Source organism: Psychrobacter sp. ENNN9_III, assembly GCF_001462175.1.
Lineage (GTDB): Bacteria > Pseudomonadota > Gammaproteobacteria > Pseudomonadales > Moraxellaceae > Psychrobacter.
This window is the reverse complement of sequence record NZ_LNUO01000206.1, coordinates 1-20,801: the sequence shown is the minus strand read 5'-3', so window position 1 is coordinate 20,801 and position 20,801 is coordinate 1. Positions and strand designations below refer to the sequence as shown.

Below are 20,801 nucleotides of genomic sequence, written 5' to 3'. Positions count from 1 at the left end.
CACTAATAAAGATGCTTTAATAAACAAGTATAGAAAGTTAAGACTAAAAACTTATTATCATATAAAAAACGAACACTATTTATGTCAGTAGCCATTATATAAATAGCTATAACTGCTCTAATAGTTGCTGGATAGCTTGCCCGCGGTGGCTGATACTATTTTTGACAGCAGCACTTAAGCTTGCGGCAGTTGCTTGCAGATTAGGTAACCAAAACAGCGGATCATAACCAAAGCCGCCGTCACCATGCGGCGTCTCCAAAATTTCCCCATGCCATAGACCTTGGGCGATAATCGGCAGCGGATCATCAGCATGACGTACCATTGCTAGTACGCAGACGAACATACCATCGATGGGGGTATCCAGCTGCTCATCACGGATAGGGCGCAAGTCAGCGATGAGCTTGGCGTTGTTCTTGGTATCGTTGCCATGTTCGCCTGCGTAGCGCGCTGAGTAGATGCCTGGTGCATTTCCTAAAACTGGCACACATAAGCCTGAGTCATCAGCAATAGCTGGCAGTCCGCTGATTCGGCTGGCATGACGCGCTTTAATGATGGCGTTTTCAACGAAGCTTAAACCATCCTCGACAGCGTCCTCAATCTCTAATTGTCCTTGCGGTACGATAGTAATGTCTAAGTTGGCTTCAGTGAAGAGTCTTTTAAATTCTGCAAGTTTGCCTTGGTTATTACTGGCAAGCACCCACTGGTTTTGAGTAGTTTTGGATAATGGTAAAGCTGGACTCATAAAGTACATCCGTCATTGATAGTCATATATGATTAATAGTTATAAAGGTAAAAAACAACATCAGTCCTGCGTCATAATCTAATAGTTCTGTTGTATGCCGACTCTATAGTTTAATAAAATGTGCACGAAACAAGATACTATCAATAAAGCTTATAACATTCAGTAACTGATATTGTGCAAATGCTTTGCTATAATAGCTGGCAAGCTACAGTGAATTATAGCTTATAGCTTGTGAATTTAAAGTTGATAATAGCTTTTAAGTCAATTACTTGGCTTTTAAGTGAATAACAATGTTTACGCTAATTTTCTTAAATTAGCCTTTAGATTCATCCTGATGGGCACTAGCGCATCAAGCAATAACGTTCATTCATTAACAATAAACTCAGCCAATTTAGCTCGGTATTTTGTGGTGTCTTGTTTGATATACACAAAATATGAGTGGCCAAATAAGCAAGGATAAAATAACTATGTCAAATATTAAACTACCAGATCTTCCTTATGCCAAGGACGCACTTGAGCCCCATATCAGTGCCGAAACACTAGAGTATCATCATGATAAGCATCACGCAGCTTATGTGAATAAATTAAAAGACTTGCTACCAGGTTCTGGTTTAGAAGACAAAACGCTGCCAGAGATCATTGAAGCGACTGCGAAAGACGACAGCAAGCAGACTATGTTTAACCAAGCAGCGCAAGTTTGGAACCATACGTTCTACTGGAACTGCATGACGCCAGACAATGGTGGCGGCGAACCTACTGGTGATCTAAAAGGTAAAATCGAAGAAGATTTCGGTAGCTATGATAAGTTCCGTGAAGAGTTCAAAAACGCAGCAACGTCACAGTTTGGTTCAGGTTGGGCATGGCTAGTCGCTGACAAAGTTGGCGGCAAATTGTCTATCATGAAAACCAGTGATGCTGATAACCCACTTGCGCATGACAAAGTAGCGGTATTGACTTGTGACGTATGGGAGCACGCTTACTACATCGATTATCGCAACCGTCGTCCTGACTATGTCGATACGTTCCTAGACAAGCTAGTGAACTGGGACTACGCAAACGCTAAATATAAAGGTCAAGATGCGGGTGTTGAAGGTAAGTAAGCCTCTTTAGACTTGACTAGTAAATAAAAAGAGGACGCTGAGAAGCGTCCTTTTTTATTAATTATTCTTCAGTAATCTTACGTTTATAATCATTTTCTGTGTAATTAGGTACAGCTTCTTTATTCAAGAGAGAAATTATAGTTGAGATTAAATAGTCTCCAGTGGCAATTCGTGTGATTAATGAAGGAACTTGTTGCTTGAAAGCACTTTCGTCTATTCTTATGTCTAAGCAACCAATCATACCAATTGAAAGACTATGGGCGACTTCATTCCGGGCTTCACGTGCTGCATGAAGTGCATCTTGAGCAGTTTGTCCAACTGGTAAAAAATTAATATTGTTATTTAAATTTGGGTACTTATCAAATAGAGAGGTAGTTAATGCTGCAAATTCATCATCAGATAATTTTTCACGAGCTTTTCTTATTTTTATAAACTTTGAACCATGGTCACACAGGTTATCAAATCTTGTCGCTATAATAATACAACGCCCTAAAATAGCGTGTAACTCTTCAGTAGTTTCGGTTAGCTTAAAATCGTCAATAAATACATCTGGGCTCATATAGTTTTCCTCTAATGTATATGGTTTAGACCTACAAAACCGCAAACCCAAATTTACCCAAGGCCTCTCTAAGCATCGCAATATTATAATACGCATGCGCATTAACGGTGTTTTGAAAGAAGATATACAGCGTATCAAAATGCTGACGCTGATTGGCAATCGCTTGCGCCCAATCATTCATTTCAGCCTCAGAGTAGCGATAATCATGACGGTCAGCGGCACTCATCGCATCCCACCAGCCCGTATTATTGCCATGCATACGCAGATAGCCTGTGCGCTCGGTAAATATCAGCCGTGATGACGGCAGTCCGCTGACCTTGGGATAATCGACGCTACACCAAATCAAGCCTTGTTCTTTAAAGCTATCGACCACTTGCGGGGTGTGCCAGCCGTTGTGACGAAACTCGACTGCCAGCGGATAATCCTTAAACCAACTAACGAGGTTTGCTAGATAAAGCCGATGCTCACGAGTGCGATCAAATCCATGCGGGAATTGCAGTAGTAAAGGTGCCAAAGCGTTGGCTTCGATAAGCGGTGTTAAGGCATTAAGAAAAGCTTGTGCGTGATCGCTTGTGCCTTTGCGCGCATGAGTAAAGTCTTTGTGTAGCTTGACGGCAAATTTTAACTCACTGTCTGCTTGCACATAGGCTTTATTGACCATACCAGCAAAGGCTTTTTGGCCGATGGGCGCGTAGAAAGTGCTATTAATCTCGACCGCGCCATATTGCTTGGCATACTCACGTAAGAAGTCCGCCTTTTTAGTACCAGTTGGATACAGCGTACCTAATAAGTCAGTATCGCTATAACCGCCAGTGCCAAGATAAATAGTAGGTTTACTGTCCATGTTAGCCACGCTATATCGTTTCTACATTGAGTTGTCAGTATTATTTTTTACGCGACCATAGCCATTCTATCAATGCTAATAATGCATTATCATCTGCATTACCACCAAGCTCGCGAATGATAGCGGCTTGTCCGTTATTAAACAATGATTGGGCGTAGTCTTTGGCAGCGCTCACACCCATCAATTTTACATAGGTAGATTTGTCTAATTTTTCATCACTACCAGCGGGTTTACCTAAGGCGTCAGTAGAGGTGGTGACGTCTAAGATATCATCTTGAACTTGAAAGGCCAGTCCAATATGCTGCGCACAGTCCTGCAATGCTATACGCTGTAGCGCTGTTGCCCCAGCACAGATACCGCCCATCAGCATAGCCGCTTCAATCAACGCGCCAGTTTTATCGCGATGAATGGCCTCTAGTTCTTCTTGAGAAATATTAGTACGCGCTTCAGCATTCAGATCCAGCATTTGACCTGAGACCATGCGGCGAGCGCGCGGTGCAAACACGGCTAATAGCTGGCTTGCGATGTCTGAATCAAAAGGCGCGAAGGTAGGCAGCTCTGCGGTTAAAACCTCAAAGGCCAAAGTTTGCAATACATCACCCGCCAGCAGCGCCGTCGCTTCGTCAAACACAATGTGGCAAGTTGGCTGGCCACGACGCAGCTCATCGTCATCCATACATGGTAAGTCATCATGGACCAGCGAGTAGGTATGTAATAGCTCTACTGCCAATGTAGCGCGGCGACACATGTCATAATCGGAGTCGTTTTCTAGCAATGATTGCAAGTCAGCGATTTTGGCATGATCTGTTAAATTTGAGATGTCAGATGAATCATCTGTCTCCATACCTACTTCACCATCTATACTTATACTGGCATCAATACTGACAAAACTACTGGCCACTAATAAGGGTCGTACCAATTTGCCTTGTCCTGTGATTACGTAGCGACATGCGTCATCAAGCGGACTTGGTAAGTTTGCATAAGCAAATAATACGTCGATATCTTGCGCTAACTGTGCGCGCAATGTGCTATAAAACTGCTCAAAATTGGTAAAAGGAACAAAACGAGGCGCAGTAGAAACAGACATAACTCAACCAACCACCATAAAATAAAAATAGAGAATACGTGAATAAAAACAGATAACAAGCTAGTGTAGCATGATAGCTGATATGGCTTATACGTATATGCTAAGCGCTGTTTTATTTTGGTTACGTATTGGTGATTTAACTTATAGGTTGAATGTGTTTTGATGAAGTAATCACACGTCTTGGTACTGTTACCCAATCCAATAGATTGTATTTAAGCTTCACAAGCTAATACGCATATAAAAAAAACTGGTAAAAAAGTATAAGGTACAAGGTAGATGTCAGTGATTGATTGACGAGTTTGGATTTTATCAATTAATGTTAATAGTGACTTGTGAGTCTGGTATTAGCTTGTGACAGTTGGGGGCATAATCCCCTACACTAAATGACGTTAAAACAGTACAACCAGTCGCCATATTGATGAGCGCAGAATAATAAACACATTATCACTGTCTTTTATAAGTCGTTGGGTTATAGACTGATAAATTGGCAGTAATTTTATTCGTTTTATTTACAATCATTAGCTAGTTATCTTAATTCTAAAACGTAGCTTTTATAATTTGATCTTTATTACATAGCTTTTATTACATAGCAAGGAGTTTCAAATGGTATACCAAGGAAATCGCATCACGGTGACAATGCTAGAGGATGGCATCGCCAACATGCAATACAACGCCGAAAATGAGAGCGTAAACAAGTTCGATGCCGAAACCAATAAGCAATTTGATGAAGCGGTAAGTGCGCTTGAGAAGTCTGAAGACGTTAAAGGCCTTATCGTTACTTCAAGCAAAGGCGTATTTATCGCTGGTGCTGATATCACTGAATTTGTCGGCTCATTTAAGAAGCCAGAGAGTGAGATTAAAGATTGGGTTGTCGGCATTAACGATACTTTTAATCGTTTTGAAGACTTACCGTTCCCAAAAGTAGCCGCTATCAATGGTGCAGCACTAGGCGGTGGTTGTGAGATGACCTTGGTGTGTGAGTATCGTGTCATGAGTGACAAAGCGATTATCGGACTACCAGAAACTCAGCTAGGCATTTTCCCAGGTTTTGGCGGTACGGTTCGTAGTACTCGCGTCATCGGTATCGATAACGCGCTTGAATTGATCGCCACTGGTAAGCCAAAAAAACCACTAGAGGCTCTCAAGCTAGGTTTGGTTGATGCAACCGTTCCTGCTGATGACTTACAAGCTGCTGCCATTGATCTGGTCAAAAAATGCATCTCAGGTGAGCTTGATTGGCAAGCGAAACGTGAAGAGAAACTAAACCCTGTCAAGCTAAACCAGCTTGAGCAAGCGATGGCGTTTAACAGTGCCAAAGGCATGATCTTCTCTAAAGCCAATCCCAAGCAGTACCCAGCACCAGCCATCGCGATTGAAGCGATTGAAAAGCATGTCAATTTGCCACGTGATAAAGCGATTGAAGTTGAAGCTGCCGGTTTTGCCAAAGTTGCCAAAACGCCACAAGCAGAAAGTTTGGTTGGTCTGTTTTTAAACGACCAACTCGTCAAAAAGTTAGCCAAAAAGCACAGCAAACAAGCACATGATATCAATGAAGCGGCTGTACTAGGCGCTGGTATCATGGGCGGCGGTATCGCTTATCAGGCAGCCAGCAAAGGCTTGCCAATTATCATGAAAGACATCAAGTCTGAGCAATTAGATTTGGGTATGAAAGAGGCCAGTAAAATATTAAGTAAAATGGTCGATCGCGAGAAGATGACCCCAGCCAAAATGGGTGAAACTTTGAGCCGTATCCGTCCAACGCTTAACTATGGTGACTTCGCTGAGACTGATATTGTCATCGAAGCGGTAGTAGAAAATCCTAAAGTTAAACATGCCGTACTAAAAGAAGTCGAAGGTTTGGTAAAAGACGACTGTATTCTTGCTTCTAATACTTCAACTATCTCTATCACGCATTTAGCAGAAGTGCTGGAGCGTCCAGAAAATTTCGTCGGTATGCATTTCTTTAATCCAGTACATCGCATGCCACTCGTTGAAGTTATCCGCGGTGAAAAATCCTCTGAAGAAGCGATTGCAACCACCGTTGCGTTGGCCTCCAAAATGGGTAAAGTACCGGTTGTGGTCAATGATTGCCCAGGTTTCTTAGTGAACCGCGTATTGTTCCCATACTTTGGTGCGTTTGATTTACTACTCAAACAAGGCGCTGATTTTGTCCATGTTGATAAAGTCATGGAGAAATTTGGCTGGCCAATGGGTCCTGCCTACCTAATCGACGTCGTCGGTTTAGATACAGGTGTACATGGTGCAGAAGTCATGGCAGAAGGTTTCCCTGACCGCATGAAACCTGATTATAAAGGCGCAATTCAGCATTTATATGAAAACGAGCGTCTAGGTCAAAAGAACGGCGTTGGGTTTTATAAGTACGAAACAGATAAGCGCGGTAAGCCGAAGAAAGTCGCTGACGACGCTACTTACGAGCTGTTAAAAACCACCACAGACAGCGACACGCAAGCGTTTGATGATCAAACCATTATTGACCGTACCATGCTGGCTTTCTGTAATGAGACCGTACGTTGCTTAGAAGACAATATTGTCAGCACACCAAGTGAGGCTGATATGGCGATGATTATGGGCGTTGGTTTCCCGCCATTCCGCGGTGGACCTTGCCGTTATATTGACCAAATGGGTCTAGATAACTACTTGGCACTGTGTGAAAAGTATGCACATCTTGGCAAAGCCTATGAAGCCCCGCAAAAAATTCGCGACATGGCAGCAGCAGGCGAGACTTTTTACGCCACAGCGTAACGAGCATACCGTATTAGGATAAGTGGGGTGCGTTTGCAGGCATCGCTATCGACGATAAAGTAGACAGCAAGCGCACCGTTTTAGTCGGTTCAATTTTATTCTAGCCCTAAAAAATTAGGTATACATGTATATATCATGTCTAGTATCAAAGCGGGCTGATAACACTGACAATAAAAATTGAAAAGGAAAATAGTATGACAACTTTAAGTCCAAAAGATGTGGTTATCGTAGACGGTGTACGCTCAGCGATGGGAAAATCTAAAAACGGTATGTTCCGTCATGTACGTGCTGATGATATATCAGCAGACTTGATGCGAGCGTTGGTTGAACGCAATGATTTTGATCCAAAAGAGGTAGAAGACGTCATTTGGGGCTGTGTTCAGCAAACCTTAGAGCAAGCTTACAATATCGGTCGTAATGCTGCTCTGTTGGCCGGTATTCCGACCACAGTCGGTGGGCAGACGGTCAACCGTCTGTGCGGTTCATCCATGCAAGCGATTCATACAGCAGCAGCACAAATCATGACCAATCAAGGCGATATATTTATCGTGGGCGGTGTTGAGCACATGGGTCATGTCGGTATGATGCATGGTTTGGATATCAACCCAGCCGCCTCAAAACACTATGCCAAAGCTTCCTATATGATGGGTCTGACGGCTGAGATGCTTGGTCGTATGAACAACATCACCCGCGAAGAGCAAGACGCTTTTGGTCTTGAGTCACATCGCCGCGCGTGGGCTGCGACTACTGAGGGCCGCTTTGACAATGAAATCATCGGTATCGAAGGCCATGATGCAGATGGACGTCTGCAGTTATGTACTGTTGATGAAGTGATTCGTCCAGATGCAACCATGGAGCAAATGCAAAAGCTACGTCCAGCTTTTGATCCAAAAGGTGGTACGGTAACGGCTGCGACCTCATCAGCCTTGTCAGATGGTGCGTCGGCAATGTTAATGATGAGCGCACAAAAAGCCAAAGAGCTGGGCCTCAAGCCTCGTGCACGTATCCGTAGCATGGCAATTGCAGGTTGCGATGCCGCTATCATGGGTTATGGCCCAGTACCAGCCACCAAAAAAGCGTTAAAACGTGCTGGTATGAGTATTGAGGACATGCAGACTATTGAGCTTAATGAAGCCTTTGCTGCTCAAAGTTTGTCAGTACTCAAAAACTTAGATTTGCTTGATAAGCAAGACATCGTTAATGTCAACGGCGGTGCCATTGCGCTTGGACATCCGTTAGGTTGTTCAGGTTCACGTATCACAGTCGCTCTCTTAAATGCAATGGAGCAAAACGACACTGAGATCGGTCTATCAACCATGTGTATCGGTCTTGGTCAAGGTATTTCTACTATTATCGAACGTGTCTAACCGTTTAGACTTGCAGGAGTTTTGCAAAATATAAACGTGCTAACACAAGCCTTCAGTTAAATAACTGGAGGCTTTTTTGTTTGTAAACATTCAAGAATCATCTATGACATAACGTTCGTAAGTTGTTAATAAAGAGGATGTTCATTGACGCACTGGACGAAATATGACTAAATAAGCATATATCTAATAACTATAAACCAATCATTTAGTCTGCAGCGACTTGCTGCATACGTACAAGGAGTGTACCTACTATGACCACTATGATTACTGATCGTACTTATCGCATCGCTCGCGAAAATACGCAAGCAATGCTTATCGATGTACAGGAACGCTTAACGCCGCATATTTATGATCACGAAAATATCGTCAAAAAAATAACAACGTTAATAAAGGGTCTACAAGCGCTTGGTGTCCCTATCATGCTTAATGAGCAATATAAAAAAGGTCTCGGTGATACGTTACCTGAAGTTTTTGAGCTCTTAGAAGGTGATAATGCCAAAAGTTTTGAGAAGGTCACATTTAGCGCCTGTGACAACGATGATTCGTGGCATTATTTGGCACAGCAAAACCGTAGCATCGTTTTATTATTCGGTGTTGAGACGCATGTGTGTGTCATGCAAACGGCGCTAGATTTACTGGATAATGGTATGCAACCAGTCATTGTTGGCGATGCAGTAGGATCACGCTTTCCATACGATAAAAAACAAGCCATACGGCGTATTCGACGCGCAGGTGGGGTAATTACTACAGTTGAGACTATCTTGTTTGAGCTGTGTCGCACAAGTCGCGACCCTGCATTTAAGACCATTAGTAATCTGATTAAGTAGTCAATTATCGTTAAATTTAATTATCATTGAGGGTAATTCTTAAACGATCTAGATAATAAATTGCCTAGTCAGATTTTGTTAAAAACAGACAATATAAGGCATAAACGATGAATAGGGTAAAGCAGTACGGTTTTAAACCGCTCTTAGCAGTTGTATTTTCAATGATGGTGATACAACCAGTGATGGCTGCCAGTCCTATCAGCAGTGGTAACAAGCTGGCAGCAGATGCCAAAAAACAAATCGGCGTAACAGTCAATTATGATGCCACTTATCAAAAAATGGACTTTCCACGTGGTGATGTACCGATGAAAACGGGGAGAAGTACCGATGTCATCGTACGTGCTTATCGTTTGCAAAATATAGATTTACAACAGCTAGTCAATCACGACATGAAGTCAAATTGGTCACAATATCCAAAAAATTGGGGATTAAAGTCACCGGACAACAATATCGACCATCGCCGAGTGGCCAATCTTGAAGTGTTTTTTGAGCGACACGGAAAATCCCTATCTGTCACTGACAAAGACAGTTTTCAGACAGGGGACATTGTGACGTGGCGACTGCCAAAAGACAACGTGCCGCATATTGGTATCGTCTCAAACAAAAAGGCTGCCGATGGGACGCCGCTTATTATTCATAATATTGGAGATGGTACTCAAGAAGAAAATATCCTTTTTACCTATCCTATAGCCAAACATTTTCGTTACTAAAACGCTTGGTATAGATGATATAAGGTTGTTCATAGCGTAAATGATGAATAATGTGGCGCAAAACAAAACCCAGTCAATGATGCCATATCATTGACTGGGTTTTTTGGTGGGTTTTTATTTATTTGTCAGTATGGGCTACACCTAGTAATTGACCCATTTGTACCACGCTGTTCGCCGTTATATTTTCTTGCCAGTCAGCTTTTGCAGCTTTAGGTAATATGACAATAGCGGTTGACCCCAGATAAAAGCGCCCAAGCTCATCACCTTGAGCCAAAACCATACTATGCTCAGCTTCTTGAATATCGTCGGTACGGGTAATCTTCCCCGTTGCTACCGTCTCGATACCAGCGACAATCATTGCGCCCACCATGACGACTGCTGCTTTGCCGTATTCGGTATCAAACATACAAACCAAACGCTCATTACGAGCAAATAAGTCAGGCACGTTGGCAGCAGTGATATTATTGACTGAAAATAACGTACCTGGCACATAGCGAGTTTTGGTCAAGGTACCTGTAAAAGGCATATGCACACGGTGATAGTTGCTGGGCGCTAAATAAACAGTAGCAAAACTACCATCAGCGAAGTAGCTACCATCGTCACTATCAGCAAGTAGCTGTCCGATGTCGTAGTAGCGCCCTTTAGCTTGAAGTAGCTTATGATCGTTAATTTGACCAAGCTGCGAGACAATGCCGTCAGCAGGGCTTACAATGCCATGGACGGTGGTATCGATAGCACGCGCATCACCTTTAAGCTCACGGGTAAAAAAGTCGTTAAAGCTCTCGTAAGCATTTAAGCTTTGACGTTCGTATTCATCTAACTTTACGTCATACGCTTTTGCAAAGCTGCGAATAAAAGCACGTTTAACCATAGGGTGGCGACTGGCCGCCAAACGTCCAGCAACTTTACTAAGTTTTTGCTGCGGTACAAACTGCTGAATGGTAGTAAATAAGGTCATAAAGGGTTACCAAAGTAGTGGTTAAAATAAGAAAATAAAAGTTGGAAATAATAAATATTTATATTTTATCATGGTCAGCACTTAATCGTATGACCATAATTGTTTAAGGATGCAGTTTATGAAAGCTCTAATCCAGCGGGTAAACCGTGCTAGTGTTATAGTCGATGAATGTTGTATAGGCTCGATTGAACATGGGCTCTTGGCATATATTGGCTTAGGACCCGATGATGACTTACAGCATGCAAAACGAATGATCGATAAAATTATCACATATCGCATTTTTGAAAATACAGATGATCCAGCCAAGCTTGGCAAACTAGATAAAAATGTACAACAGGTAGGTGGCGGATTATTACTGGTATCACAATTTACCTTAATGGCCAAAACAGACAAAGGACGACGCCCTGATTTTGGTGGTGCGATGTCGCCTGAGGCTGCAAAAGTATTGTTTGAACAGTTAGTCGCTTATGCAAAGACTCAGCATCCCAACGTTGCAACGGGTCAGTTCGGAGCTGACATGCAAATCGACAGCGTCAATGATGGGCCACTAAACTTTTTGTTAGAAGTTTGAAGTGCGAATGTCATCAAACTGTCATAATTAACGCGTTTAATAGACGGTTATTAATGAGTATTTACCGGCTTTTTTAGCTTAAATTTCCCTCTTATATAATTATTCAGCGCTTAACAATAAGGTTGTCCTATGCATAATGAGCAAATTTTGATTGTCGAAGATGAGCCTGCCATTCGTGAAATGGTGGTGATGACGTTGGAGATGGCTGGATTTGACAGCTTGCAAGCGGCTGATGTGTCAGAGGCGCATCAACAAGTGGTTGATCATCGTCCTGCACTTATCTTGTTAGATTGGATGTTACCTGGAGATAAAAGCGGTATTGATTTTTGTCGTATGCTCAAAAGCGATGAGCTGCTTGCTGAGATACCAGTCATTATGCTGACGGCCAAAAGTGAAGAGGACAGTAAAGTTCATGGGCTTGATGCGGGTGCTGATGATTATATGACCAAGCCTTTTTCGACACGAGAGCTACTCTCAAGGATTAAAGCAGTACTGCGTCGTAGTAGTGCGCTGAGTGCTGATAAGCCCATTGAGATAGGTAAGCTGAGCCTAGATCCCAAAGGCCAACGCGTCACGGCCAATGATAAGGTTGTGGATATCGGACCGACAGAATATAGGCTATTGGCGTTTTTTATGAGTCATCCGGAGCGTGCCTATACGCGCGCACAACTGCTCGATCAGGTATGGGGCGGCAATGTCTATATCGAAGATCGGACAATTGATGTGCATATCAGGCGTTTACGTAAATTATTAAAGCCCCACGACTGCGATACGTTGATTCAAACAGTGCGTGGTACTGGCTATCGGTTTTCGAGTCTCATTAAGCCAGTATGAGCCAGTTTAAACAGAACGACATATGAATGACAAGGTAACGCAGTAGATAGTCGTAAGGGTATGAAAGATATGATAACGCCTATAGAAAACGAGCAACAAAACGAGCAACAAAACGAGCTAGAACAGCACCCGCAAGATCAAGCAACTCAGCAAGAAGTGATGGGTCAGCTCAAAAAAAATCAGAAGCTCATTACGCGCTCTACAAGACGCCGTAATATTGCTCAATGATGATGATAGTCTAGAGTGGTGGAACCAAGCTGCTGAGGATTTGCTATTGCTACAAGCAGCGGATAAAGGTAAGAGTATTTTTGATTTTATTAATGTGCCTGAGTTTCGCCAGTACTATCAAACTATGACGACACCTAACGATGGTGTGCATATGGCATCTTGGCGAGACCCTAAGCGTTACTTGAAATGTGAGCTCACCCCTTTTGGGGACGAAAAACTATTAATCATCTATGATGTGACTCGTCTGCATCATTTGGAACAAATGCGCCGCGACTTTGTGGCAAATGTCTCACATGAGCTTAGAACGCCATTGACAGTCCTAATGGGTTATCTCGAAAACTTCTCAGATCAGCCAGACATGCCGCCGCATTGGCAGCGTGGGTTTGAGCTGATGACCCAGCAGACAGCGCGTATGAATAGAATCGTCAATGATTTATTACTGCTGTCTCGAATTGAGATCGAAGAGACGCATGAGTTTCATTATATTAATATGACCAAACTGCTAACCCATATCTACGATGATGCCCAAGCTTACAATAGTGAATATGGGCATAGCATACATTTGCAGATAGATACCTATGACGGTTTATACGGGTCAGAGATGTATTTAAATAGCGCCTTGTCTAATTTGGTCATCAATGCCATCAAATACACCCCCAAAGGCGGCAATATCACAATCAGCTGGGCCAAGACCTCTGAAGGCTGCCGCTTTGCTGTTGAGGATGATGGTATCGGTATTGCACCGCAGCATATTACGCGATTGACTGAGCGTTTTTATCGTATCGATAGTGGTCGTAGCCGTGCCACAGGCGGCACTGGATTAGGGCTAGCAATTGTCAAACATGTCTTATATCAATACGATGTAAACTTACAAATTGAGTCAACAGAGGGCGTAGGGTCGACGTTTAGTGCGTTGTTCCCCGCCAACCATGTGCGATCTGAGCCTACGCTTTAGTCTTTTTGTAAAAGTGGGTAAGGATTGACAGCACTGCCGCTGATATAAATACCATAATGTACGTGCGGCGGTGTACCTTTAGCATTACCACTATCACCGACATAGCCAATGATATCACCAGCACCTACCCAGTCGTTGGGAGATATATCAGCATAGTCTTCTAGGTGCGCATAGTAGTGTCCTGCGCCGCCGGGACCTACGACCACCACCACACGTCCGCCCAACGTATTCTCTCCAACCTTACTGACAATGCCTTGCGTCGTTGACTGTACTGGTGTGCCGCGCGGTGCAAATATATCGATGCCTTCATGTGTGCGCCCTTGGCTACGAGCAGCGCCCCAAGTATCGGTCAGGCGCTGCTCTGGTAGCGGACTCGGTAGGCTATCTTCTGTGGGCAACTCCTGCTGTAGCAGACTCAACTGTTGCCATTTTGCGACGACAAACGACTGTGTTTGTTGGCTGATGCTTGGAAGGAGTTTGTCAAATATAAATAATAGGGCCAATAGCACAGCAGCTTTGATCAATACACTTAGCACACGATGCAAAAGTGTAGGCTTTGGTTGCTGGTTTTTTTGATTTACTGGCATCCTCATCTCTTATATTTGTTTTGTTGTTCACACTACCATTATAAGAGACTTGTTCACGCCCCTCTGTATAGCATTGTTATATGACGTTTTTATCCCCATAAATATAAAGGCTGCACATACAATACTATAGTCAGTATAGAATAAAGTCGTTACCTTGATAGCCATGTGCTAGGGGTATAGATGTTAGAGTAAATCGACTATATTTTTGACTGTTTCTTTTGTGATTTTCGTGATTGACACTGATGACTGGCTCTTTATGACTGATACTGCGCTTATTATTGATACTGAAACCGACCAAGGTCGAGATCCACGACCTATCCAAGTTGCGACTATTAATGTGGCCAGTGGGTTTGAGTGGATGAAATACTTTAACAGTGGCCGTCCTATATCACCAATTGTGATCAAAGTTCATGGCATTACCGATGATGATGTCGCTGGACTTAAGCGTTTTGAATTGGATGAATTTGACTTGCCGCAGTATCTGATTGGCCATAATGTACGTTTTGATTGGCGAGTGATCGGTAGGCCGTCTGCTAAGCTAATTTGTACCGTGCGACTGGCGCGCGTCGCTTTTCCAGAATGGCGCTATTATGGGCAGTCCAAATGTATTGAGCAGTTATTAGGACAAGAGGAAGCCAGCAAAATGACTATTGCAGCGCATGATGCACTAGGTGATGCACGCATGTGTTATTTACTCTACCAAGCTTGCTGCGAACGCCTACAAATCAAGCCCACAGATTTTGAAGCGGCACATAAGATTTCAAACACCGCCAATCCAGTCGCGAAGATGCCATTTGGTAAGTATAAAGGTCGGCTTATCAAAGAAGTACCCATTGGCTATGTTAAGTGGATGCTGGTTAATATTCATAACATGACACCTTCATTACATTCTGCTTTGACTAAGCGGCTCAAGACAGAAGAGGCTAATAGTGTTAATGAATGAGCGGTTTGAATATAAGATGCATTATATTTATTGTGATCGCTCGTTTAACCAATCAACTGCCATTTGCCACAACTCAGGAGCTTTAGCATTAGTTTTACTACTAAAATAGCGCATGTGTCCAATGCTATTTAAGCCAAAGTCTTTAGGGTCAAGGACGCGTTTTTCTACTGGCATTTTGGTAAATACGCGAATCATATCGTCCATGTTTTTGCTATTGGCAATATCATCATCGCTAAAGCCGAGCCACAATGCTGGCATGCTCAGCTCATCATAGAAATGCGTGTGTACGCTTTTGCCAAAGGCTGTCTTGATATAACCTGCGCCATTGCACCACTCGCGCCATTGACGAGCCACACTGCGTGGTAGTGGTTGGCCCATACCGATTTTGTCTGATGGAGTGTAGCCTAAAGTCAGGTTAGTGAATGGGATAAAGGCATCCATAAAACCAATTGCCTTGAGCTTATAAGGCATGTCCATATTTTTAATGCATCCTGATGAACAAGCGACATTAAAAACTGAGGCGATAGAGGTATGGTTGGGCATAAGGCCAATTAGCTGACCGCCTGCGCTATGACCAATCACGTGATAAGTGGCATTGTTAAACTCATCTTGCAAGGCGTCAAGGACGGCTGGCATATCATGTCGTCCCCAACTGATAAGGGAGGCATCGCATTTGGTCAAATCGGTTGTCAGCGACTCACCAATACCTTCATTATCAAAGGTTAATATCCCAAAGCCTTGCTCTGCTAAAAAAGTCGCAAACTTGTGATAAAACTGGCGTTTGATACCAGTCGCTGGCGCGATCATCACGGCTGTTTTTACAGAAGTTTTGGGGCGGTAAACGGTCGCTGCTAATGCTCGATTGCGATCAGATATGATGGTTAATGTATAAGTAACGATACTCATAATAGCAGTATTTAGTTGAGTATTAGTTGCATTATCGAGTTGAGTGGCATATATGTTGTCTTGCTGATTTGTAGAAAATGGTGATTGGTTGTGATGCATTGTCATACCTCATAATGTTTATCAATAAGCAATAATTATCGATGAATGGTACGCCGTAAAGGTTAGTGTACGTGAAAGGTTAGTGTACGTGTAAACAAAACGTATCATTAACAATGATTGATAAATTATCTTAGGGATAAAAGGTTGTTATTATGCGCTAGCATGGCTTATGTTAAGATAAAAGCTGATGAGATAAATACTTACTTGGACATCTTTATCTCATATGATCCTTTAGTGCTTATGTATTCTAAAATCCAAAATAGACGTAAAACCAATTTATGTTTATTATGCGTAATTAAAACCACGCTGACAACACGCTATCTATAAGGCAAAAATAACACACTTAGTATCAGCTGCATGCAAACTGTTTGTTCAAACCACACAATTATTAAAACAGTTTAGTGTAGTCATACATATAAATAATAATCCATACAAAATTAGGGGCGTTTTATGCAAATGAAAATCAATAATGACACTTATGAAGTACTAACCAGCCAAGATATTGCTCATATCGAAAAGGCGGTAGATAAATCGACGTTAGCTATGCCACTGGTCGCAGTCTATTGTGGTTCACGTTTGGGTAATAGTGATATCTATGAGCAAGCAGCCCGTGAGCTGGGTCAAGCGTTAGCAAAAAATGGTATGGGCTTGGTGTATGGCGGTGCCAGTATTGGTCTTATGGGCTCAGTGGCTGACGAAGTTATCAAAGGCGGGGCACAAGCTGTCGGTGTGATACCAACATTTATGCTTAAACATGAAATTGCCCATGACCAGCTAACACGGCTGCACCTGACCGACACGATGCACACACGTAAAACGGTCATGGCAGAGTACGCGGATGCTTTTATTACTCTACCAGGCGGGCTTGGAACGCTAGAGGAGATAATGGAGATCGCCACATGGCGTCAGCTGTATCAGCACGAGAAACCGATGATTATTCTCAATATTAATGGCTTTTATGATCGTATGATTGAGCATTTAAAATATACCACTGAGCAAGGCTTTATGAAGCAGCAAGATCTCGATCGTTTGGTGGTGTGCAACACTATCAACGAAGCAATCGACTTACTACAGACACTAGTAACGATAGAAGATGCCGTTGATACAGAAAAAATGGCTGGGAATGAGAGTCAAGTATTATAAAGTCAATTAAAAAATAAGGTTGCCAATAGCTACATTTAACGTTATTCATCGTTAGTAGCTGCAGAGTAAGCCCAAAAAAGGAGCAGACAACCAGTCTTTGGTCATCTGCTCTTTTTTTTGTACTTTCTTACCTATATGAATTAGCGTTACGTATTATATTTTATTGGCTGTCAAATTTGCCAAAGTTGCTTCGCGAATACTGCGATTGACACCAGCCATAGCCTGAGGAAATCCGCGTTCTTCAGCCAATACTCGTGCCATATTATCAACAGCCGTACTGTCGTTATGCACAAGATAAGTCCATTCGTGTGCATAACGACTGCGGTTCTCAGCTGTGTCGTTTGCAACTAAGCCAATCTGTGTTAATTCATGAACAATCTGATCAGCGGCAATCAAGGTTGATGAGGCTTTAACGTTTTCTGCTCGCGCGTAGCGTATATTAGAATACAAGCTTACATCAGCGACACGTAACGTGTCATCTTTACCTGGAATTTGCTGCCCTCCATATAACGCATTACCTACGGTACGTGCACTATGAAACGTCGGCACAAACTCAGCCACATATTCAATCGCTTGCTGGCTACGCGCTTGTAGTGGCGCTTTGTCCCAGCCATCTTCGATATAATGTACATATTGCTGCGGCAGCTTAGGTTGGGCGCTGCCTTTATCGGAGGCGACTAAGCCATCATTAAATAAAGTAATCGCTTTACTCATACCGTGAATTTGAAAGTAACCATCTGGGTAAGGCGTGAGCTGTGCCATACCTTCTGGCGTGCCTCGATTACCATAGACGATAATCTCTGGTATTTGCCCCCCTGCATCATCCCAATGTGTGATATACGAGGATTTAAATTCAACCATACGCGTGACTTTAACCCCGACCATATCGTCGATGACCCCAGTACGAAAGCCACAAGCATTGACCAAGTAATCGACTTCAACAGACTCCGTTTGTAATGTATTGGCCTGCTGGTAATCAATACGCCATTTGGTAACATGATGATCCGCATTTGTACAATTCTCACAATCGACTGGCATCACTTGCTTAACTTGCGTGTCAGTAAAGATATGAGCATGATTGTATTCTTCTAATGCCAGCTGCGCAGACGCTGCTAATCGAAAAATGTTCCAGCCATACTCTTGCACGACAATCAGCGGAAACTTGACTTTATTTAAGTCCAAATATTTAGCGACTGGTATCATCCATTCATCAACGGTATCTGGCACTGCAACTTGTTCTCGTTCAGAAAGCTCGAGCATTTTTTCATGACTATATAGTTGGTAGTAGTTTTCAGGCTCGCCCAATACTTTGTTATTAGCATCTTGCGCGATAAGCTCACGATAGGCATCTGTCAAGATATCAAGACGCGGTAGCAAGTCCTCAGGTAGTCCTTCATCGCGTGTTGGCACCGCAAATACAGTCGGGCGTACATCAATCGTATAAGGATAAAGGCGTAAAATATCGATACATTGTTCAAGGAGTGCAACGCAGTCTTCATCAGGTATTTCGCGGTACAAGTTGCCACCTGCATGCAAATGGCACATTGGCGGGCCATCAATCAGTGATTTTTTCTTTTCAAATAAGTAAGTTTCAAGTCCTAAAGCCGCGAGACGAATAGCGATTGTTGCGCCTGCTGTACCACCGCCTAAAATACCGACACGTTTAGCAGGAGTCTTGTCCTTTGCTGTCTGAGATAAAGTATCATGTAAGACTAATTGTGATTGATCTTTGATAAAAGTTTGAGTCATTGTCGTTGTCATATCCTTAATAGCATCATCGTGAGGCTGTGCTCAGCGTATCTGTTAAAATTTCGTTATCAGTATTTTGTTGAATGTATGGTATGTACTGATATGCGTATGCCAACTACTAAGTTCAACATATATATGGAGCCGTGATAGTCATGTTTTTAATTATTTAGCAATACTTATATTTTGTGCTGTTATTTTACGAAAATCTGTAATTAATATGACGGTGAATACGTAATTTGATGCATTAGTTTTGTCAACAAATAATGATAGAAGGTTTGGTTTAGACAAGGCATGCTAGCTAAGAAGTTAATAAAACTATCATTAAATAGTATGCGTTATTTCTCAAGTCAGTAAAAAATGAGGAAGTTTAATGAGTTTGTAAACTTAAGATGCTTTTGTAAAATTATATTCTGATACAAACGACAAGTTTACAGCGTATGCTATATTAAAACGCTTGCAGTCAAATTTAGACGTATATTGTTTGGTTGAAGGTATCGCTAAACAAGCGCTAAGATAAAAAGACCACAAGTAAAATTAGACATATAAATCTAAACCACACACTATCTTTTAATTACAAGGAAGTTATGATGAAAAACATTCTTATGTTATCTGCGTTGACGGGTGTTTTGACGCTCACAGGGTGTTCTACGTTAAACAACGTATTTGGCAATGACACATCAGGTATGCATGATGTGCAAGCAACGAGCAATAACACAGCACCAGTGGCTAGTAAAAACGGTATGCTAGTTGATGCAACCAACCATATGACCTTATATACTTTTGATAAAGATTCAATGAATAAATCAGAATGTGGTAGCGCTTGCTTGGTAGCTTGGCCTGCATTTATGGCACCTAGTAATGCCAAAGCCTCTGGTCAATTTGCTGCTTTTCAACGCGAGGATGGCAAATACCAATGGGCAATGAATGGTAAGCCATTATATTTTTATGCCAATGATACCAAAGTAGGTGACAAAGACGGTGATAACAAGCTTGGCGTTTGGCATATTGTGCCAACTAAATAAAGTATAAAACCATAATATCGATCATATAAAGGCAGCTATCGTCATGGCTGCCTTTTTTATAGCATGCTTGCTAAGTACAGTGAGACGTCAAAGTAGATTATAAACAGTTAGATTCATTTCGCTTTTTCTATCCGCGTTGATAGTAACCTAAAGGCCGATGATTTAGCTTACACGCAGCTTGCATCAAATGCCAAAAACCGTTAAAATCGCGGTTTAATTTTCCCGCTGGGGAAGGCTAAGAGAGCAGAAATGTGGTGTTGAGTGCTGGAATAAGCCAGTGACGCAGTTGCCAGATTTGCACATGTCCTTAGTGCCTCAGTTACGTATGCCATCATCTGACAGCTGGTCGATGATATTGAGCATACATCGGACATAGAGAGCTTATTATGCGTAAAGATATCCATCCTGATTACCAAGAAGTTTTGTTCCATGACACTAATGCTGACGTGTTCTTTTTGACGCGTTCAACGGCTAAGACTAAAGCCACTCGTGAATATGAAGGTAAAGAATACCCATACTATCCACTTGATATTTCAAGTGCATCGCACCCTTTCTATACTGGTGAGCAGCGTAAAACTTCTACTGAAGGCCGTGTTGCAAGCTTCAACAAGCGCTTTGGCGCGTTTGGTGGCCGTAGTAAAAAAGCCGCTGACTCTGCTGAATAATTTACGCTTATTGTGGCCGTAGTAAAAAAAGCCGCTGACTCTGCTGAATAATTTACGCTTATTGCGTCAATTTATTTTGCCAAGCAATAAAAAACCGCTGATAATTCAGCGGTTTTTTTATGGCTTTTTAAAGTACTTTATC

21 protein-coding genes are annotated in these 20,801 nt (G+C 42.4%); 13 read left to right on the top strand and 8 right to left on the bottom strand.

What is annotated here, in order from left to right:
• Window positions 1-106 precede the first annotated feature (106 nt).
• Entirely contained in the window at window positions 107-742 is a 636-nt protein-coding gene (gene rdgB / locus PENNN9_RS12325) for an RdgB/HAM1 family non-canonical purine NTP pyrophosphatase (RefSeq protein ID WP_156410106.1), read from the bottom strand.
• A gap of 467 nt (window positions 743-1,209) precedes the next feature.
• Between rdgB and PENNN9_RS12320 the strand changes: the two genes are divergently transcribed.
• Window positions 1,210-1,842, top strand: coding sequence for a superoxide dismutase (locus PENNN9_RS12320; protein ID WP_058369943.1), 633 nt, complete (start codon window positions 1,210-1,212; stop codon window positions 1,840-1,842).
• A 61-nt stretch (window positions 1,843-1,903) separates the two neighbouring features.
• Here the strand turns inward: PENNN9_RS12320 and PENNN9_RS12315 are convergent, their stop codons facing one another.
• From PENNN9_RS12315 to PENNN9_RS12305, 3 genes are read right to left on the bottom strand one after another with little or no spacing between them, the layout of a single operon-like run.
• A complete protein-coding gene (locus tag PENNN9_RS12315) occupies window positions 1,904-2,401 on the bottom strand; it encodes a DUF4145 domain-containing protein (RefSeq protein ID WP_058369942.1) in 498 nt (165 codons plus the stop codon).
• 31 nt (window positions 2,402-2,432) lie between these two features.
• Window positions 2,433-3,245: a DUF72 domain-containing protein gene (locus tag PENNN9_RS12310; protein WP_058369941.1), complete on the bottom strand. Its 813-nt coding sequence runs from the start codon at window positions 3,243-3,245 to the stop codon at window positions 2,433-2,435.
• A gap of 40 nt (window positions 3,246-3,285) precedes the next feature.
• Window positions 3,286-4,332 carry a polyprenyl synthetase family protein gene (locus PENNN9_RS12305; RefSeq protein WP_058369940.1) on the bottom strand — a complete coding sequence of 349 codons (1,047 nt, stop codon included), beginning with the start codon at window positions 4,330-4,332 and terminating at the stop codon, window positions 3,286-3,288.
• Between the two features lie 603 nt (window positions 4,333-4,935).
• Here PENNN9_RS12305 and fadB point away from each other — a divergent pair.
• From fadB to PENNN9_RS12285, 4 genes are all read left to right on the top strand, one after another.
• On the top strand, window positions 4,936-7,095 hold the full coding sequence (fadB, locus tag PENNN9_RS12300) for a fatty acid oxidation complex subunit alpha FadB (RefSeq protein WP_058369939.1): 2,160 nt from the start codon (window positions 4,936-4,938) through the stop codon (window positions 7,093-7,095).
• Window positions 7,096-7,289: 194 nt separating this feature from the next.
• A complete protein-coding gene (gene fadA / locus PENNN9_RS12295; protein ID WP_058369938.1) occupies window positions 7,290-8,462 on the top strand; it encodes an acetyl-CoA C-acyltransferase FadA in 1,173 nt (390 codons plus the stop codon).
• A 251-nt stretch (window positions 8,463-8,713) separates the two neighbouring features.
• On the top strand, window positions 8,714-9,289 hold the full coding sequence (locus tag PENNN9_RS12290) for an isochorismatase family protein (RefSeq protein WP_058369937.1): 576 nt from the start codon (window positions 8,714-8,716) through the stop codon (window positions 9,287-9,289).
• A 107-nt stretch (window positions 9,290-9,396) separates the two neighbouring features.
• Window positions 9,397-9,999, top strand: a complete 603-nt coding sequence (locus PENNN9_RS12285; protein WP_082638096.1) for a DUF1287 domain-containing protein — start codon at window positions 9,397-9,399, stop codon at window positions 9,997-9,999.
• A 118-nt stretch (window positions 10,000-10,117) separates the two neighbouring features.
• Here PENNN9_RS12285 and asd read toward each other — a convergent pair whose 3' ends face one another.
• The gene (asd, locus tag PENNN9_RS12280) at window positions 10,118-10,957 is read right to left on the bottom strand and encodes an archaetidylserine decarboxylase (protein WP_058369936.1); all 840 of its coding nucleotides are present in this window, start codon (window positions 10,955-10,957) and stop codon (window positions 10,118-10,120) included.
• 118 nt (window positions 10,958-11,075) lie between these two features.
• Between asd and dtd the strand changes: the two genes are divergently transcribed.
• The 4 genes from dtd (at window position 11,076) to phoR (ending at window position 13,545) form a co-directional block, all read left to right on the top strand.
• A complete protein-coding gene (gene dtd / locus PENNN9_RS12275) occupies window positions 11,076-11,528 on the top strand; it encodes a D-aminoacyl-tRNA deacylase (protein WP_058369935.1) in 453 nt (150 codons plus the stop codon).
• 129 nt (window positions 11,529-11,657) lie between these two features.
• A complete protein-coding gene (gene phoB / locus PENNN9_RS12270; RefSeq protein WP_058369934.1) occupies window positions 11,658-12,362 on the top strand; it encodes a phosphate regulon transcriptional regulator PhoB in 705 nt (234 codons plus the stop codon).
• A 69-nt stretch (window positions 12,363-12,431) separates the two neighbouring features.
• Window positions 12,432-12,590, top strand: coding sequence for a hypothetical protein (locus PENNN9_RS12755; RefSeq protein WP_156410105.1), 159 nt, complete (start codon window positions 12,432-12,434; stop codon window positions 12,588-12,590).
• Window positions 12,580-13,545 (top strand): phosphate regulon sensor histidine kinase PhoR, encoded by a 966-nt coding sequence (gene phoR / locus PENNN9_RS12265; RefSeq protein ID WP_058369933.1) that lies wholly within the window; start codon window positions 12,580-12,582, stop codon window positions 13,543-13,545. The genes PENNN9_RS12755 and phoR overlap by 11 nt, the downstream gene beginning before the upstream one ends.
• Here phoR and PENNN9_RS12260 read toward each other — a convergent pair.
• Window positions 13,542-14,132 carry a M23 family metallopeptidase gene (locus PENNN9_RS12260; protein ID WP_058369932.1) on the bottom strand — a complete coding sequence of 197 codons (591 nt, stop codon included), beginning with the start codon at window positions 14,130-14,132 and terminating at the stop codon, window positions 13,542-13,544. The genes phoR and PENNN9_RS12260 overlap by 4 nt on opposite strands.
• Window positions 14,133-14,388: 256 nt before the next feature.
• On the opposite strand from PENNN9_RS12260, the gene PENNN9_RS12255 reads away from it, so the two are divergent.
• Window positions 14,389-15,075, top strand: coding sequence for a putative quorum-sensing-regulated virulence factor (locus tag PENNN9_RS12255; protein WP_058369951.1), 687 nt, complete (start codon window positions 14,389-14,391; stop codon window positions 15,073-15,075).
• 27 nt (window positions 15,076-15,102) lie between these two features.
• On the opposite strand, the gene PENNN9_RS12250 is transcribed toward PENNN9_RS12255, so the two are convergent.
• Window positions 15,103-16,080, bottom strand: a complete 978-nt coding sequence (locus tag PENNN9_RS12250; protein WP_256713914.1) for an alpha/beta fold hydrolase — start codon at window positions 16,078-16,080, stop codon at window positions 15,103-15,105.
• A gap of 450 nt (window positions 16,081-16,530) precedes the next feature.
• On the opposite strand from PENNN9_RS12250, the gene PENNN9_RS12245 reads away from it, so the two are divergent.
• Window positions 16,531-17,223 (top strand): TIGR00730 family Rossman fold protein, encoded by a 693-nt coding sequence (locus PENNN9_RS12245; RefSeq protein WP_058369931.1) that lies wholly within the window; start codon window positions 16,531-16,533, stop codon window positions 17,221-17,223.
• 153 nt (window positions 17,224-17,376) lie between these two features.
• Here PENNN9_RS12245 and PENNN9_RS12240 read toward each other — a convergent pair whose 3' ends face one another.
• A complete protein-coding gene (locus PENNN9_RS12240) occupies window positions 17,377-18,972 on the bottom strand; it encodes an FAD-dependent oxidoreductase (RefSeq protein WP_058369930.1) in 1,596 nt (531 codons plus the stop codon).
• Window positions 18,973-19,559: 587 nt separating this feature from the next.
• Between PENNN9_RS12240 and PENNN9_RS12235 the strand changes: the two genes are divergently transcribed.
• Together PENNN9_RS12235 and PENNN9_RS12230 are read left to right on the top strand one after the other, a co-directional pair.
• Window positions 19,560-19,994 (top strand): hypothetical protein, encoded by a 435-nt coding sequence (locus tag PENNN9_RS12235; protein WP_058369929.1) that lies wholly within the window; start codon window positions 19,560-19,562, stop codon window positions 19,992-19,994.
• Between the two features lie 386 nt (window positions 19,995-20,380).
• Window positions 20,381-20,659 (top strand): type B 50S ribosomal protein L31, encoded by a 279-nt coding sequence (locus PENNN9_RS12230; RefSeq protein WP_058369928.1) that lies wholly within the window; start codon window positions 20,381-20,383, stop codon window positions 20,657-20,659.
• Window positions 20,660-20,801: the final 142 nt, after the last annotated feature.